Origin of the sequence: Immundisolibacter sp., assembly GCF_041625615.1 — a bacterium.
Classification (GTDB): domain Bacteria; phylum Pseudomonadota; class Gammaproteobacteria; order Immundisolibacterales; family Immundisolibacteraceae; genus Immundisolibacter.
On the sequence record NZ_JBFJTF010000056.1, the window covers coordinates 1 to 13,971 of the forward strand.

13 protein-coding genes are annotated in these 13,971 nt (G+C 70.1%); 10 read left to right on the plus strand and 3 right to left on the minus strand.

Annotated elements, in window-relative coordinates; translation table 11 throughout:
- The 10 genes from trpB to ABYX71_RS06170 all read left to right on the plus strand — a co-directional run.
- Positions 1 to 993: tryptophan synthase subunit beta (gene trpB, locus ABYX71_RS06125; RefSeq protein ID WP_372695622.1), on the plus strand; the 993-nt coding region annotated here is incomplete at its 5' end.
- Positions 990 to 1,820: a tryptophan synthase subunit alpha gene (trpA, locus tag ABYX71_RS06130; protein ID WP_372695623.1), complete on the plus strand. Its 831-nt coding sequence runs from the start codon at positions 990 to 992 to the stop codon at positions 1,818 to 1,820. The genes trpB and trpA, both read left to right, overlap by 4 nt.
- On the plus strand, positions 1,817 to 2,683 hold the full coding sequence (accD, locus tag ABYX71_RS06135) for an acetyl-CoA carboxylase, carboxyltransferase subunit beta (protein WP_372695624.1): 867 nt from the start codon (positions 1,817 to 1,819) through the stop codon (positions 2,681 to 2,683). Before trpA ends, accD begins: the two co-directional genes overlap by 4 nt.
- On the plus strand, positions 2,680 to 3,987 hold the full coding sequence (folC, locus tag ABYX71_RS06140; protein ID WP_372695625.1) for a bifunctional tetrahydrofolate synthase/dihydrofolate synthase: 1,308 nt from the start codon (positions 2,680 to 2,682) through the stop codon (positions 3,985 to 3,987). The genes accD and folC overlap by 4 nt, the downstream gene beginning before the upstream one ends.
- A 33-nt stretch (positions 3,988 to 4,020) precedes the next feature.
- Positions 4,021 to 4,704: an SPOR domain-containing protein gene (locus ABYX71_RS06145; RefSeq protein ID WP_372695626.1), complete on the plus strand. Its 684-nt coding sequence runs from the start codon at positions 4,021 to 4,023 to the stop codon at positions 4,702 to 4,704.
- Positions 4,705 to 4,720: 16 nt separating this feature from the next.
- Positions 4,721 to 5,242 carry a CvpA family protein gene (locus ABYX71_RS06150; protein WP_372695627.1) on the plus strand — a complete coding sequence of 174 codons (522 nt, stop codon included), beginning with the start codon at positions 4,721 to 4,723 and terminating at the stop codon, positions 5,240 to 5,242.
- Between the two features lie 14 nt (positions 5,243 to 5,256).
- Positions 5,257 to 6,762: an amidophosphoribosyltransferase gene (purF, locus tag ABYX71_RS06155; RefSeq protein WP_372695628.1), complete on the plus strand. Its 1,506-nt coding sequence runs from the start codon at positions 5,257 to 5,259 to the stop codon at positions 6,760 to 6,762.
- Positions 6,740 to 8,272 (plus strand): Sapep family Mn(2+)-dependent dipeptidase, encoded by a 1,533-nt coding sequence (locus ABYX71_RS06160; RefSeq protein ID WP_372695629.1) that lies wholly within the window; start codon positions 6,740 to 6,742, stop codon positions 8,270 to 8,272. Before purF ends, ABYX71_RS06160 begins: the two co-directional genes overlap by 23 nt.
- Positions 8,269 to 9,603 carry an LLM class flavin-dependent oxidoreductase gene (locus ABYX71_RS06165; protein WP_372695630.1) on the plus strand — a complete coding sequence of 445 codons (1,335 nt, stop codon included), beginning with the start codon at positions 8,269 to 8,271 and terminating at the stop codon, positions 9,601 to 9,603. The genes ABYX71_RS06160 and ABYX71_RS06165 overlap by 4 nt, the downstream gene beginning before the upstream one ends.
- A gap of 250 nt (positions 9,604 to 9,853) precedes the next feature.
- The gene (locus ABYX71_RS06170; RefSeq protein ID WP_372695631.1) at positions 9,854 to 12,034 is read left to right on the plus strand and encodes a TonB-dependent receptor plug domain-containing protein; all 2,181 of its coding nucleotides are present in this window, start codon (positions 9,854 to 9,856) and stop codon (positions 12,032 to 12,034) included.
- 72 nt (positions 12,035 to 12,106) lie between these two features.
- Here the strand turns inward: ABYX71_RS06170 and ABYX71_RS06175 are convergent, their stop codons facing one another.
- From ABYX71_RS06175 to ABYX71_RS06185, 3 genes are all read right to left on the minus strand, one after another.
- On the minus strand, positions 12,107 to 12,475 hold the full coding sequence (locus ABYX71_RS06175) for a cupin domain-containing protein (RefSeq protein ID WP_372695632.1): 369 nt from the start codon (positions 12,473 to 12,475) through the stop codon (positions 12,107 to 12,109).
- 223 nt (positions 12,476 to 12,698) lie between these two features.
- A complete protein-coding gene (locus ABYX71_RS06180; protein WP_372695633.1) occupies positions 12,699 to 13,451 on the minus strand; it encodes an SDR family NAD(P)-dependent oxidoreductase in 753 nt (250 codons plus the stop codon).
- A gap of 115 nt (positions 13,452 to 13,566) precedes the next feature.
- Positions 13,567 to 13,971, minus strand: a 405-nt coding sequence (locus ABYX71_RS06185) for a transposase (RefSeq protein WP_372695634.1), incomplete at its 5' end; no start/stop codon positions are given.

Consider the following 13,971-nt stretch of genomic DNA (forward strand, 5'->3'; position numbering starts at 1 on the left):
ACGCGCGAGGCCGGTGGTGCGCGGATTTACCTCAAGCGCGAGGACCTCAACCACACCGGCGCGCACAAGATCAACAACACGGTCGGCCAGATCCTGCTGGCCCGGCGCATGGGCAAGACGCGCGTCATTGCCGAGACCGGCGCCGGCCAGCACGGTGTGGCCACGGCCACGGTGGCGGCGCGCCTTGGCGTGGAGTGCGTGGTGTACATGGGCGCCGAGGACATTCAGCGCCAAAGCGCCAACGTCTACCGCATGCGTCTGCTCGGCGCCGAGGTGCGGGCGGTCGACAGCGGTTCACGCACGCTCAAGGACGCGCTCAACGAGGCCCTGCGTGACTGGGTCGCCAACGTCGACAACACCTTCTACATCATCGGCACCGTGGCCGGGCCGCATCCGTACCCGCAGATGGTGCGCGACTTTCAGGCCATCATCGGCCGCGAGGCGCGCGCGCAGATGCTCGAGCGCGAGGGACGGCTGCCGGATGCGGTGGTGGCCTGCGTCGGCGGCGGCTCGAACGCCATCGGCATTTTTCATCCGTTCATCGACGACCGGGACGTGGCGCTGTATGGCGTCGAGGCGGCCGGTTACGGGCTGGCCACCGGTCGGCATGCGGCGTCCATCAGCGCCGGCTCGCCGGGTGTGCTGCATGGCAACCGCACATACCTGATCCAGGACGAGGACGGTCAGATCGGCAGCACGCATTCCATCTCGGCCGGGCTGGACTACCCCGGCGTGGGTCCCGAGCATGCCTGGCTGCACGACACCGGTCGCGCGCGTTACGTGAGCGTCGGCGACGACGAGGCGCTGGCCGCCTTCCATCACCTGACGCGCACCGAGGGCATCATCCCGGCGCTGGAGTCTTCGCACGCGCTGGCCTACGCCGGCACGCTGGCGGCCGGCATGCGGCCCGACCAGAGCGTGCTGGTCAGCCTGTCCGGGCGTGGCGACAAGGACATCCACACCGTGGCGACCATCGAGGGGATTCAGGTATGAGTCGCCTGGCCGCGCGTTTCGACGCGCTGCGCGCCGCGCAGCGGTCGGGGTTGGTGATCTTCGTCACCGCGGGGGATCCGCATCCGGAGCTGACGGTCGAGCTGTTGCATGCCCTGGTGGCGGCCGGTGCCGACGTGCTCGAACTGGGCGTGCCGTTCTCGGACCCGATGGCCGACGGTCCGGTGATCCAGCGTGCCTCCGAGCGCGCGCTGGCGCACGGCGTGGACCTGCGTCGGGTGCTGGATCTGGTGCGCGCCTTTCGGCAGACCGACACCACCACGCCGGTGGTGCTGATGGGCTATCTCAACCCGATCGAACAGATGGGCGTCGAGCGCTTCGCGCGCACCGCGGCCGAGGTCGGCGTGGACGGCGTACTGACCGTCGACCTGCCGTTCGACGAGGAGCCGGAACACGCGGCTGCGCTGCGCTCGGCCGGGCTCGACAGTATCTTCTTGCTGGCACCGACCAGCGGCCCCGGGCGGGCACAGGCGGTGGCAGCGCAGGCCAGCGGCTTCCTGTACTACGTCTCGGTGCGCGGTGTTACCGGCGCCGGCCAGGTGGACATGGCCGACGTGCGCAGTCAGGTCGAGGCGCTGAAGGCGTACACGGACCTGCCGGTGGGCGTCGGTTTCGGCGTGCGCACGCCGCAGGCGGCCGCGCAGATCGCCGCGTTTGCCGACGCCGTCGTGGTGGGCAGCGCGGTGATCGAAAAACTCGAGGCCGCGGCAGCGGCGGGTATCAACGGACCGGCGGCGCTCAGGGGCGCCGTGGAACTGGTGCGCACGCTGCGCGCCGGTATCGATACGGCAGTAGGGGAGGGGCGATGAACTGGCTGACCCGGTTGGTGCCGGCGCGTATCCGCACGCGCACCGGTACGACCTCCAAGCGTGTGCCCGAGGGGCTGTGGGCAAACTGCCCGGAGTGCAAGGCGGTGCTGTACCGCACCGAGCTCGAGCACAATCTCGAGGTCTGCCCGCGCTGTGGCCATCACATGCGCATCGGTGCGCGGGCGCGGCTGAACGCGTTTCTGGACCCCGAGCCGCGACAGGAGATCGGTGCCGACACCGAGGCGGTGGACGTGCATCGGTTCAAGGACACCAAGCGCTATCGCGATCGCCTGACCGGCACCCAGAAGGCCACCGGCGAGCGTGACGCGCTGGTCGTTTACCAGGGCGCCCTGATGGGCCACGGTCTGGTGGCGGCGGCGTTCGAGTTCCGGTTCATGGGCGGCTCCATGGGGTCCGTGGTGGGTGAGCGCTTTGCCCGAGGTGCCCAGGTCTGTCTGGACAACGGCTTGCCGATGGTGTGCTTTTCGGCATCCGGCGGCGCGCGCATGCAGGAGGGGCTCCTGTCGCTGCTGCAGATGGCCAAGACCTCCGCCATGCTGGCGCGGCTGGGCGAGGCGCGCCTGCCCTTCATCTCGGTGCTGACCGACCCGACCACCGGCGGCGTGTCGGCGAGCCTGGCGATGCTGGGTGACGTGATCATCGCCGAGCCGAACGCGTTGATCGGTTTCGCCGGGCCGCGTGTCATCGAGCAGACCGTGCGCGAGGTGCTGCCACCGGGCTTCCAGCGCAGCGAGTTCCTGCTCGACCACGGTGCCGTGGACCAGATCGTCGATCGTCGCCAGATGCGCGAGCACATCGCCCGTCTGCTGGGTCTGCTGCAGAGGCGCTCGGCCACCGCGTGAGCGCGCGTTTCGCCTGCCTCAGCGACTGGCTGGCCTGGCAGGAGACGGCCCACCCGCGCAAGATCGACCTCACCCTCGACCGCGTACGGGCGGTGCTGGCGCGCCTGGCGCCGGCGCTGTCCGGCGTGCCGGTCGTCACCGTGGCCGGCACCAACGGCAAGGGCTCCACGGTGGCCTTCGTGGAGGCGATCTACCGCGCTGCCGGCTACCGCACCGGCGCCTACACCTCACCGCACCTGTTGCGCTACAACGAGCGCCTGCGCGTCGCCGGGCGGGCGGTGGACGATGCCGCCATCTGCGCGGCCTTCGAGCGCATCGACGTCGCCCGCGGCGACACCTCGCTGACCTATTTCGAATGGGGAACGCTGGCGGCACTCGACGTGTTTGCCGCCGCCGGGTGTGAGGTGCTGATTCTGGAGGTGGGACTCGGCGGACGGCTGGATGCGGTCAACGCGGTGGACGCGGACGTGGCCATCATCACGTCGGTCGACCTCGATCACCAGCAGTTCCTGGGGAATACCCGCGAGGCCATCGGCGCCGAGAAGGCGGCCATCGCGCGGCCCGGCCGGCCGCTTGTCGTGGCCGATCCGGCGCCGCCGGCCAGCGTCATCGACCACGCGGTCGCCTGTGGCGCACGGCTGTGGCGTTTCGGGGTCGACTATGCGGTCGAGGCCGAGGCTGCCGACCCTGGACACTGGGTCTGGCGCGCCGGTGATGTCGCGCAGCGGCTGCCGGCGCCGCGGCTGATCGGCGCGGTGCAGCGGCGAAACGCCGCCAGTGCGGTGCTGGCGGCGCAGTTGCTCGAGGCGCGCGTGCCCGTGTCGGGCGAGGCGCTGGCGCAGGGCGTGCGCGCGGCGCGTGTCAGCGGCCGGTTCGAGTGCCGCGGTGCGGCGCCGCAGTGGGTGCTGGACGTCGCCCACAACCCGGAGGCCGCCCGCAACCTGGCGGCCAACCTGCACGGACAGCCGCTGCCGGGCCGTACCGTGGCGGTGCTGGGCATGCTCGACGACAAGGAGACGTCCGGCGTGCTGGCGCCGCTGGTGGGCCTGGTCGATGGCTGGCACGTGGCGGACCTGGACGGCCCGCGTGGCGGCGCGGCAGCGCGTCTGGCGCAGGCCCTGGCCGATATCGGCGTGTCGCAGGTCGTCACGCACGCCGATGTCGCCGCCGCCTGCATCGCGGCGCAGCGTGAGGCACGGGACGGTGGCGTGGGGCGGGTGCTGGTGTTCGGCTCCTTCCATACCGTGGAGCAGGCGCTGCGCGGCGACGTGCTGCCGCCGGCCGAAGAGGGGTGGGGTCTATAATTGGCGTCGGCTGCCGACTACCGCGGAGTGTCGATGGATCAGGCCAGACTCAAGTACCGGATCGTGGGTGGCGTCGTTTTGCTGGCGCTGGTGGCCATTTTGGTGCCGCTGCTCAACGACATGCGCCAGCCTCAACCGGAAGGCCCGCGGGCGATCGATATCCCGCCCGAGCCGACCGACGGTATGGCTGACTCGATTCCGGCCGATGCGCCTCCATTGGCTGGCCTGACGCCGGAGCCGACGGATATTCCGGTGCCGTTGCCAAGGCCGATCGAGTCCGAGGACGGCCCCGACGTGGTGTTGGGTCCGCCGCCGGTCGAGCCGGCGCCAACGCCCCCGCCGGCGCCGGCCAGTGCGCCGCGGCTCAGTGCCGTGCCCGAGCCGGCACCGGCCAAGCCTGCGTCGAAGCCGGCGCCCAAGCCCGCGCCGAAGCCGGCAGCCGTCGCACCGCGTCCAGCGGCGCCGTCGACGCCGGCGGTGCAGCAGGCCTGGGTGGTGCAGCTGGGCGTGTACGGCAATCTGAAGACGGCCATCGATTTGCGCGAGAAATTGCGCAAGGCCGGTCACAGCGCGTTCACCGAGGAAATCACCACACCGCACGGCAAGGCGCTTCGGGTGCGCGTGGGGCCGGAACTGGATCGCGCGAAGGCACAGACGCTGCGCGACCGCCTGCAGCGGGAGACGGGTCACGACGGCATCGTCATGGCGTATCCATGATCACCGCAGGCGCGGCGTGAACCTGATCGACGTCCTGTTCGTGGCGGTGCTGGTGCTGTCGTTGCTGGTCGGTATCTGGCGCGGCCTGTTGCGCGAGTTGCTGTCGATCGGTTCGTGGGTGCTGGCGGGTTATGTGGCGTGGCGGTTCCACGGCCTGCTGATGGAGCCCCTGGCCGGCGTCATCAGCAGTGCCGGTGCGCGCCAGGCGGCGGCTCTGCTGCTGCTGTTCATCGCCGCCGTGCTGGTGCTGGCGCTGCTGTCGCATCTATTGGTCGGGTTGCTCAAGCGCACCCCGCTGCGCGGCACCGACCGTGCCCTGGGGGCTGCCTTTGGCGTGCTGCGCGGCGTGGTGCTGATCGCGGCCACGGTGCTGCTGGTGGAAGCCACACCGCTGCAGGGTTCAATTTGGTGGCGTGAGTCGAGTCTGGTGCCGCAGGCGCGGGTGCCGGCACTGTGGCTGCGTTCTGCGGTCGAATGGGGATTGGAGCGCGCCGATGTTCCGCAGGCGGGCTATGCCCCGGCGCCGCAGGCAGGTTAGTGAGGTAACGCAGAATGTGCGGAATCATTGGAATCGTTGCACAGTCGGCGGTCAACCAGTCGATCTATGACGGCCTGACGGTGTTGCAGCACCGCGGCCAGGACGCCACCGGCATGGTCACCGCCGACAACGGGCGGCTGTTCATGCGCAAGGACAACGGCATGGTGCGTGACGTGTTCAGCCAGCGTCACATGGAGCGCCTGCGCGGCAACATGGGCATCGGCCACGTGCGCTATCCGACCGCCGGCAGTTCGGCCTCGGCCGAGGCCCAGCCGTTCTATGTCAACTCGCCGTACGGCATCACCCTGGCGCACAACGGCAACCTGACCAATGCCGATGCCCTGCACCAGGCGCTGACCGAGGACGAGTTGCGGCACCTGAACACGGATTCCGACTCCGAGGTGCTGCTGAACATCTTCGCCGGCGAGCTGCAGCGCATTGGCCGCGTGCGCGTGACGCACGAGGACGTGTTCGCTGCCGTGCGCGCCGTGCACCGCCGCTGTCGCGGCGCCTACGCGGTGGTGGCCATGATCACCGACTACGGCGTGGTCGGCTTCCGTGACCCCTACGGCATCCGGCCGCTGGTCATCGGCGTGCGCGAGAACCTGCTCGGCAACGAGTACATCCTGGCCTCGGAGAGCGTGGCGGTGGCGAGCCTCGGCTTCAAGGTGCTGCGCGACGTGGCGCCTGGCGAGGCGGTGATCATCGACAGCGCCGGCGTGCTTCACACGCGCCAGTGCGCCGACACGCCGCAGCTGACGCCGTGCCTGTTCGAGCTGGTGTATTTCGCCCGCCCGGACTCGATCCTGGACGACATCTCGGTCCACAAGTGCCGCCTGCGCATGGGCGAGAAGCTGGCGCACAAGATCCAGCGCCAGTGGCCGGAGCACGACATCGACGTGGTCATCCCCATTCCCGATACCAGCCGCACCGCGGCCATGCAGCTGGCCGGCGACCTGGGCGTGAAGTACCGCGAGGGCTTCATCAAGAACCGCTACATCGCGCGCACCTTCATCATGCCGGGCCAGGTCGAGCGCAAGCGCTCGGTGCGCCAGAAGCTGAATCCGATCGAGCTCGAGTTCGAGGGCAAGAACGTGCTGCTGGTGGACGACTCGATCGTGCGCGGCACCACCTCGCAGCAGATCGTGCAGCTGGCCCGCGACGCCGGCGCGCGCAAGGTCTACTTCGCCTCGGCGGCGCCACCGGTGCGCTACCCCAACGTCTACGGCATCGACATCCCGAACCCGCAGGAGCTGATCGCCCACGGACGCAGCGAGCAGGAGGTGTGCGAGCTGATCGGTGCCGACTGGCTGGTCTACCAGGATCTGGACGATCTGAAGGACTCGGCCCGCGAGGGCAATCCGGCCATCAGCGATTTCGACGCGTCCTGCTTCGACGGCCGCTACGTGACCGGCGATGTCGATCAGCCGTATCTGGACCAGATCGGCCAGGAACGCAGCGACGGCGCCAAGCAGCGCCGTGCGGTGACAGCGCGCGATGAACTGCAAATCGTGGTGTAGGTCCCTTCTCGCCGCCGCGGCGCTGCTGCTGGCAGCGGCGCCGGCGCTGGCCTTCGACCGGGCCGATATCGACGCCGCGGTCGCCGCGCGGCTGGACGTTGCCGTGGCCGACCTGCAGGCCTGGGTGCGCATCCGGTCCATCACGGCCGATGGCGACCCGCACCGCGCCGACAAGACCGCCCTGTTGCAGGCAGTGGTCCAGCGGGCGCAGCAGCTGGGGCTCGACGCGCGGTTGCTGCCCGGCGACCAGGTGGCCGTGGTTGAGCTGGGGCAGGGCGCGGACGCGCTCGGCATCCTGGTGCACGGTGACGTGGTGCCGGCCGGCGAGGCCGGCCGCTGGCAGCAGCCGCCGTTCAGCGGCGCGCTGGTCGACGGCCACGTGTGGGGGCGCGGCAGCCTGGACGACAAGGGCCCGCTGGTGGCCAGCCTGTATGCCATGGCGGCACTGAAGGACGCCGGCCTGACACTGACCCGTCCGGTGCGCCTGATCGTCGGCACCAGCGAAGAGAACATGGACTGGCGCGACCTGGACGCCGTGCGCGAGGCCGGCCTGGTGCCGGCCGAGGGCTGGACCGCCGACGCCGCCTTTCCGGTCATCCACGCCGAGAAGAGCTATCTCGACGCCGCCGTGCTGTTCAGCGGGCCGGCCGATCCCGTGCTGCGCGGTTTCCTGGGTGGCGTGGCGCCCAACAGCGTGCCGGAGACGGCCACCGCCGTGCTGGTCGGCGCCCCGCAGGTCCTGACCGGCGTGCTGGAGCCGGCCATCGCCGCCTACTCGGCCGAGGGTGTGCGCTTCAGTCTGGCGGCGGCCGCCAGCGGGATAGAACTGACCGCCCACGGCAAGGCAGCCCACGGCGCCCGGCCGGATGCCGGCGTCAACGCCATCACGCACCTGGCGCAGCTGCTGCATGGGCAGCGGGCCGCACTGGGCATCGAGCCCGGCTCGGCCAATGGTCGGGCGCTGGCCTTCATTGCCGAACAGATCGGGCTCGAGACCGACGGCGCCACGCTGGGGCTGCGGCACAGCGTGCCAAAGCTGGGCGACAGCACCGTCAATCTCGGCCGCCTGACGCAGACCAGGCAGGGCCTGCGGGCGAACCTGAACATCCGCGTGCCGCGCGGGCTCGACCTGGCCGCGCAGGGCATCCGGCTGCGCGCGGCACTGGCGCCGTACGGTGGCCGGTTGCAGGTGGTGGAGGGCAAGGAGGCGCTGTGGGTCGAGCCCGACGCGCCGCTGGTGCGCGCGCTGCTGGACGTGTACCGCCAGTTCACCGGCGAGGACGCGGCGCCGCTGGCCATCGGTGGCACCACCTACGCCAAGGCGTTTCCCAACTTCGTCGCCTTCGGCATGGGTTTCCCGGGCGGGCCGATGCTGGCGCACGCCGAAAACGAGCGCCTGGCGGTCAGCGACCTGCAGCGCGGCATGCGCATCTACCTGGGGGCGCTGGCCCGGCTGGCGGCGGGTGTGACCCTGACGCCGGTGGCGGCATCCAACGGAGACGAGCCATGAGCGAGCCACGCATGTTGCACCTGGGCGCCTTCATGCGTCCCATCAGCATTCATACCGCCGCCTGGCGCTATCCGGACGGCACGCCGGATGCCAACTTCAACTGGCCGCTGATCAAGCGCCTGACGCAGAAACTCGAACACGGCAAGTTCGACGCGTTCTTCATGGCCGACCATCTGGCCGTGCCCAACATGCCGGCCGATGCCCTCAAGCGCAGCGCCACCGTGACCTCGTTTGCGCCCATGACGCTGCTGCCCGCGCTGGCGGCGGTGACCGAGCGCATCGGCCTGATCGCCACCATGTCCACCACCTACAACGCGCCGTACCACGTGGCGCGGCTGTTCGCCTCGCTGGATCACCTCAGCGGCGGGCGCGCGGCGTGGAACATCGTCACCTCCACCAACCCCAACGAAGCGCTCAATTTCGGCATCAAGGAGCACCTCGAACACGACCTGCGCTACCGCCGCGCGCGCGAGTTCTACGACGTGGTCACCGGCCTGTGGGACAGCTGGGCCGACGACGCCTTCACCCGCGACGTGGACAGCGGCGTCTACTTCGATCCCGAAAAAATGCACGTGCTGGACTTCCACGGCGAGTTCTTCGAGAGCCGCGGCCCGCTCAACGTGGCCCGGCCGGTGCAGGGCTGGCCGGTGATCGTGCAGGCCGGCCAGTCCGACGCCGGTCGCCAGCTGGCGGCCGAAACCGCCGAGATGGTGTTCTCCGGCGTCAGCGACCTGGCCCAGGCACAGCGCGTGTATGCGGACATCAAGGGCCGCGCGCAGGCGGCCGGCCGCAACCCGGATCATCTGGTGATCATGCCCGGCGCCTTCGTGGTGATTGGCGACACGGCGGCCGAGGCGCGCGCCAAGAAAAAGAAGCTCGACAGCCTGGTCAACCCGGCCAGCGGCATCGGCACGCTGTCGGTGCAGCTCGGCTTCGACGTGTCCAAGCTGGACCTGGATGGCCCGCTGCCGGATGAGCTGCCGCCGACCAACGCGAGTCACACCTCGCGTCAGAAACTGGTCGACATGGCCCGCAACGACAAGCTCACCGTGCGCCAACTGGCGCAGTACGTGGGCGGGGCGTTTGGCACGCTGGAGATGATCGGCACCCCGGCCATGATTGCCGACCAGATGCAGGCGTGGCTGGAAGGCCGCGCCTGCGACGGCTTCAACGTGATGTTCCCCTACCTGCCGGGCGGCCTGGACGACTTCGTCGACCAGGTGGTGCCGGAGCTGCAGCGCCGCGGCCTGTTCCGGCGCGAGTACGAAGGCACCACCCTGCGCCAGCACATGGGCCTCCCGCGGCCGGGCAACCGCTTTTTCGGCGCCTAGGCCAGCGCCGACTTGGTCGGCCGCCCGCGGTCCGGCGGAATGCTCCGGCATGAATCAATGGCGTGACCCATTGGTTCATTGAGCACTGCACGGCTTCGGTCTCCCCCAAAAGAAACCCTTCCCCCGGCGGTGGCCGCCCGCCACCTGCGGCAACGTGCCGCATTCCGCCGTGGCACCACGGTGGTTAAGGTTCCAGGCCGTCCGACAACCGGCAGCCACAGCACCGGCTGCCCCGGCCCAGGGGATCGTCTTGACCGCTTTCGTGCAGCGCGCCGCGGGCCTCGCGGCGCTGGTGGTGCTCAGTGCCGCCGTTTCCGCGCCTGCCGGTGCGCAGATGCGCATCGAAATCACCTCCTCGCCCTACCGGCCGCTGACACAGTGGCTGGACACCGGGCCGGATGCTGACACCTTGAACCGGCAGCGCCACCGCAGCGCCGACAGCGCGGCCCTGCTGCGCGGCGTGCCCGGTGTGGCGGTGGCCGGCTCCGGCGGGCGTGGCGGATTGCCGGTCATCCGTGGCCTGGGAGACGACCGCCTGCGCATCAAGGTGGACGGCATGGACCTGATCGCCGCCTGTCCCAACCACATGAACGCGCCGCTGTCGTACATCGACCCGACCGCCGTTGCCAGGGCCGAGGTCTACGCCGGCATCACACCGGTCAGCCTGGGGGGCGACAGCATCGGCGGTACGGTGGTGGTGCAGTCGGCGCCGAGCCTGTTCGCGGCGCCGGGGCAGACCCTGCTCACCGGCACCGCGGGTGCCTTTTACCGCAGCAACGGCGACGGCCGTGGCGTGCACCTGAACAGCACGCTGGCCGGCGCCAATGTCAGTCTCAACTACACCGCCAGCGGCACCGAGGCCGACACCTACGACGCCGGCGGCGCGTTCAAGCCGGCAGCGCCGGTGCCCGGCGGCGGCTGGGTGGACGGCGACGAGGTCGGCTCCAGCGCCTACCGCGCCGTGGAGCACGCGGCGCGTCTGGCCCTGCGCGGCGACGGCCAGCAGCTGGACCTCACCTACCGTTACCAGCACGTGCCGCACGCCGGCTTCGCCAACCAGCGCATGGACCTGACCGACAACGAGACCGACCAGGTCAACCTGGCGCACCGCACGCGCTTCGGCTGGGGCGAGCTCAGCACGCGCCTGTATCACGAGGACACCCGCCACCGCATGAACTTCGGCGACGACCGCCAGTTCCTGTACGGCGACGCGCCCGGCATGCCCATGCGGACCGATGGCCGCAACACCGGTGCCACGCTGGCCGCCGCGCTGCCGCTGACCGCCGTCGACACCCTGCGCCTGGGCGCCGAGTATCAGCGCTACCGGCTGGACGACTACTGGCCGGCCTCGGGCACCGGCATGATGATGTCGCCCGACACCTTCCTGAACATCAACGATGGCCGCCGCGACCGCTACGCCGTGTACGGCGAGTGGGAGCGCCGCCGGGGCAGCGCCTGGCAGGGCCAGTTGGGTGTCCGCCACGAAACCGTGCGCATGGACGCCGGCAACGTCAGCGGCTACAGCATGATGTACGCCGCCGACGCCGCCGCCTTCAACGCGCGCGACCACGACCGCACCGACCGCAACTGGGATTTCACCGCCCTGCTGCGCTACGCGCCGACCGCGTGGGCCAGCTACTCGGCCGGGCTGGCGCGGAAAACCCGCTCGCCGAACCTGTACGAGCGCTACACCTGGTCCGGCCACCCCATGGCCGCCATCATGAACAACCTGCTCGGCGACGGTAACGGCTACGTCGGTAACCTCGACCTGGAGCCGGAAATCGCCCGCACGCTGAGCCTGGCCGCCGAGTGGCACGACGCCGCGCAACGCCGCTGGCACGTGCGCCTGAGCCCGTACTACACGCGCGTGGAGGACTACATCGACGCCCGCTGCGCGCCGACGGCCAGCTGCCTGCCGGACCGCTTCAACGTGCTGCAGTACGACAACGTCTCCGCCCAGCTGTACGGACTGGACCTGTCCGGCCACCTGGCACTGCTGCGCGGCACGGCGGTGGGGGATGTGGCGCTGGACGGCGTGTTCGGCTACGTGCGCGGCGAGAACCGCGACACCGGCGACGACCTGTACAACATCCATCCCCTGCACGCCACGCTCACGCTCAGCCAGGCGCGCGGCCGCTGGCACAACGCCCTTGAAACCGAGTGGGTGGGGCGCAAGCGCGCCGTCTCCGGCGTGCGCAACGAAATCGAGACCGCGTCCTACACCCTGCTGCACCTGCGCACCCGCTACACCTGGCGGCAGGTCACGCTCGATGCCGGCATCGAAAACCTGTTCGACCGGCGCTACGCCCTGCCGCTGGGCGGCGCGTACACCGGGCAGGGCCGCACCATGGCCATCAACGGCGTGCCGTGGGGCATTGCCGTGGCCGGGCCGGGGCGGTCGTTCTACGCCGGCCTCAGCTACAGCTTCTGACCGGGCCGACCCGGGGCCGTCCGCCGTTGGCGGCACGGCCGGATCGCGCGCCTGCGCCGGCGTGAGCCCGGGCTACCGGTCCACATCCTCATACGCGGAGGGCCGGAACCGCGGCGTGCACAGCGCGTGGAACAGCAGATCCTGCGAGCCGGTGTTGGTAATCCGCTGCCGGCAGCCGGGCGGGATGATCACCACGTCGTGCGGCGCCACGGCGCGCGGCGGCAGGTTGCCGATCTCCACCACACCCTGCCCGGAGAGCATCACGTACCGTTCAGTCGTACCGATCAGCCGATGCCAGCGCGTGGTGACACCCGGCTCCACCCTGGCCAGGGCAATGGACAGGGCCTCGTCCGCCGGCGAGTTGGACAGCTCGGTGATGTGGCAGCGCTCGTCGGTGAAGAACGCCTTGGCCGGGTCGTGGGGAAGGATGGTCGGCTGCATGGGGTCGTGATTCCCGATGGGAAAGCCGCGGCGGTGTGCCAGAAACAATGGAGTGGCACCAGCGCGCCGCGATCGATGCGCTTCGTTCCTCAGCGCATCCTACTGCTCGCCGCCAGCGCCTGCGCGAACACGTGCCCCCGGGCCGCCACCGACGCCGGTCACCAGCGCCACGCGGCCATCCAGGCGGAACATGTCGAGGCTGATGCTCATGACAGCACCCCCGCTAGTGCGCCGTGAAGCCGCCATCCACCGGAATGATCGCGCCGGTGATGAAGCTCGCCTCGTCGGACGACAGGAACGCCACCAGGTTGGCAATCTCCACCGGCTGCGCGCCGCGACCGAGCGGCGTCATCGCCGTTGCCATCTCAACGAACTGCGCGCCGATGCGGTCCACCATCGGCGTCAGCACCAGGCCCGGACACACCGCGTTGGCGCGGATGCCCTGCTGCGCGTAGGTGACGGCGAGCGTGCGCGTGAGCGAAATCACCGCGCCCTTGGAGGCGCTGTACGAATGCAGGCCCGGCCCGCCGATCAGCCCGCCGACCGACGCGGTGCAGGTGATCACCCCGCCGCCGCCGCGCAGCATGCTGTGGATGGCGTGCTTGGCGACCAGGAACGCGCCGCGCGTGTTGACGGCCTGGATGCGCTCCCAGTCGTCCAGGCTCAGCGCGTCCACGTTGCCGTCGTGGCCCTCGGTGCCGGCGTTGTTGAACAGGATGCGCAGCGGACCATGCGCCTGCTCGGCGCGCGTGACGGCGGCGAGCACGCTCGCCTCGTCGGTCACATCGCAGCGGCAGGCAAAGGCCCGCCCGCCGGCGGCCTCGATCTGCGCCAACGTCTCCCCGTTGCCGGCCTCGTCCACGTCCGCCAGACACACGCGGGCGCCTTCGCTCGCCAGCCGCAGCGCCGTGGCCCGGCCGATGCCATTGGCGGCGCCGGTGACCAGTGCGCTGCGTGCCTCGAAACGTCCCTGCATGGCGTCCTCCTGCCTCTCTCGCGTTTGTTGGTCCGCCGAAGCGAACGAGTGTTCAGCCTGCGGCGACTATAGGCCGAGTAGGGCGGAATAGCGCAGCGTATTCCGCCTTCCGCGACTACTCTCGGTACAGGTCTTGCGCAGCGTCATCCGCCGCCCAATCCGGAGGGTAGATGCCTTCGCGCATGTAACGGTGAAACGACGAATACGGCCAATCTTCCACGCGGCCCACGTGGCCGTGTTTCACCGGATTAAAGTGAATGTAATCCACGTGCCGGGCGAGGTCTGTGTCGTCACGAATGGCGTGCTCCCAGAAGCGCCGTTGCCAGATGCCGCGTTCGCCGGTGCGCTCGCGGCGCATGGAGAGCCGTTCGCCATTCGGGATGGATCGGGAAAAAGCCGCTTTGATCAGCCGCCACCGCGTGGAGAAGTCGGCGTCATTCGCGGGTAAGGTCCAGATGCAATGCAGGTGATCGGGCAGAATCACGATGGCGTCGATCGAAAATGGGCGCGAGCGGCGCAC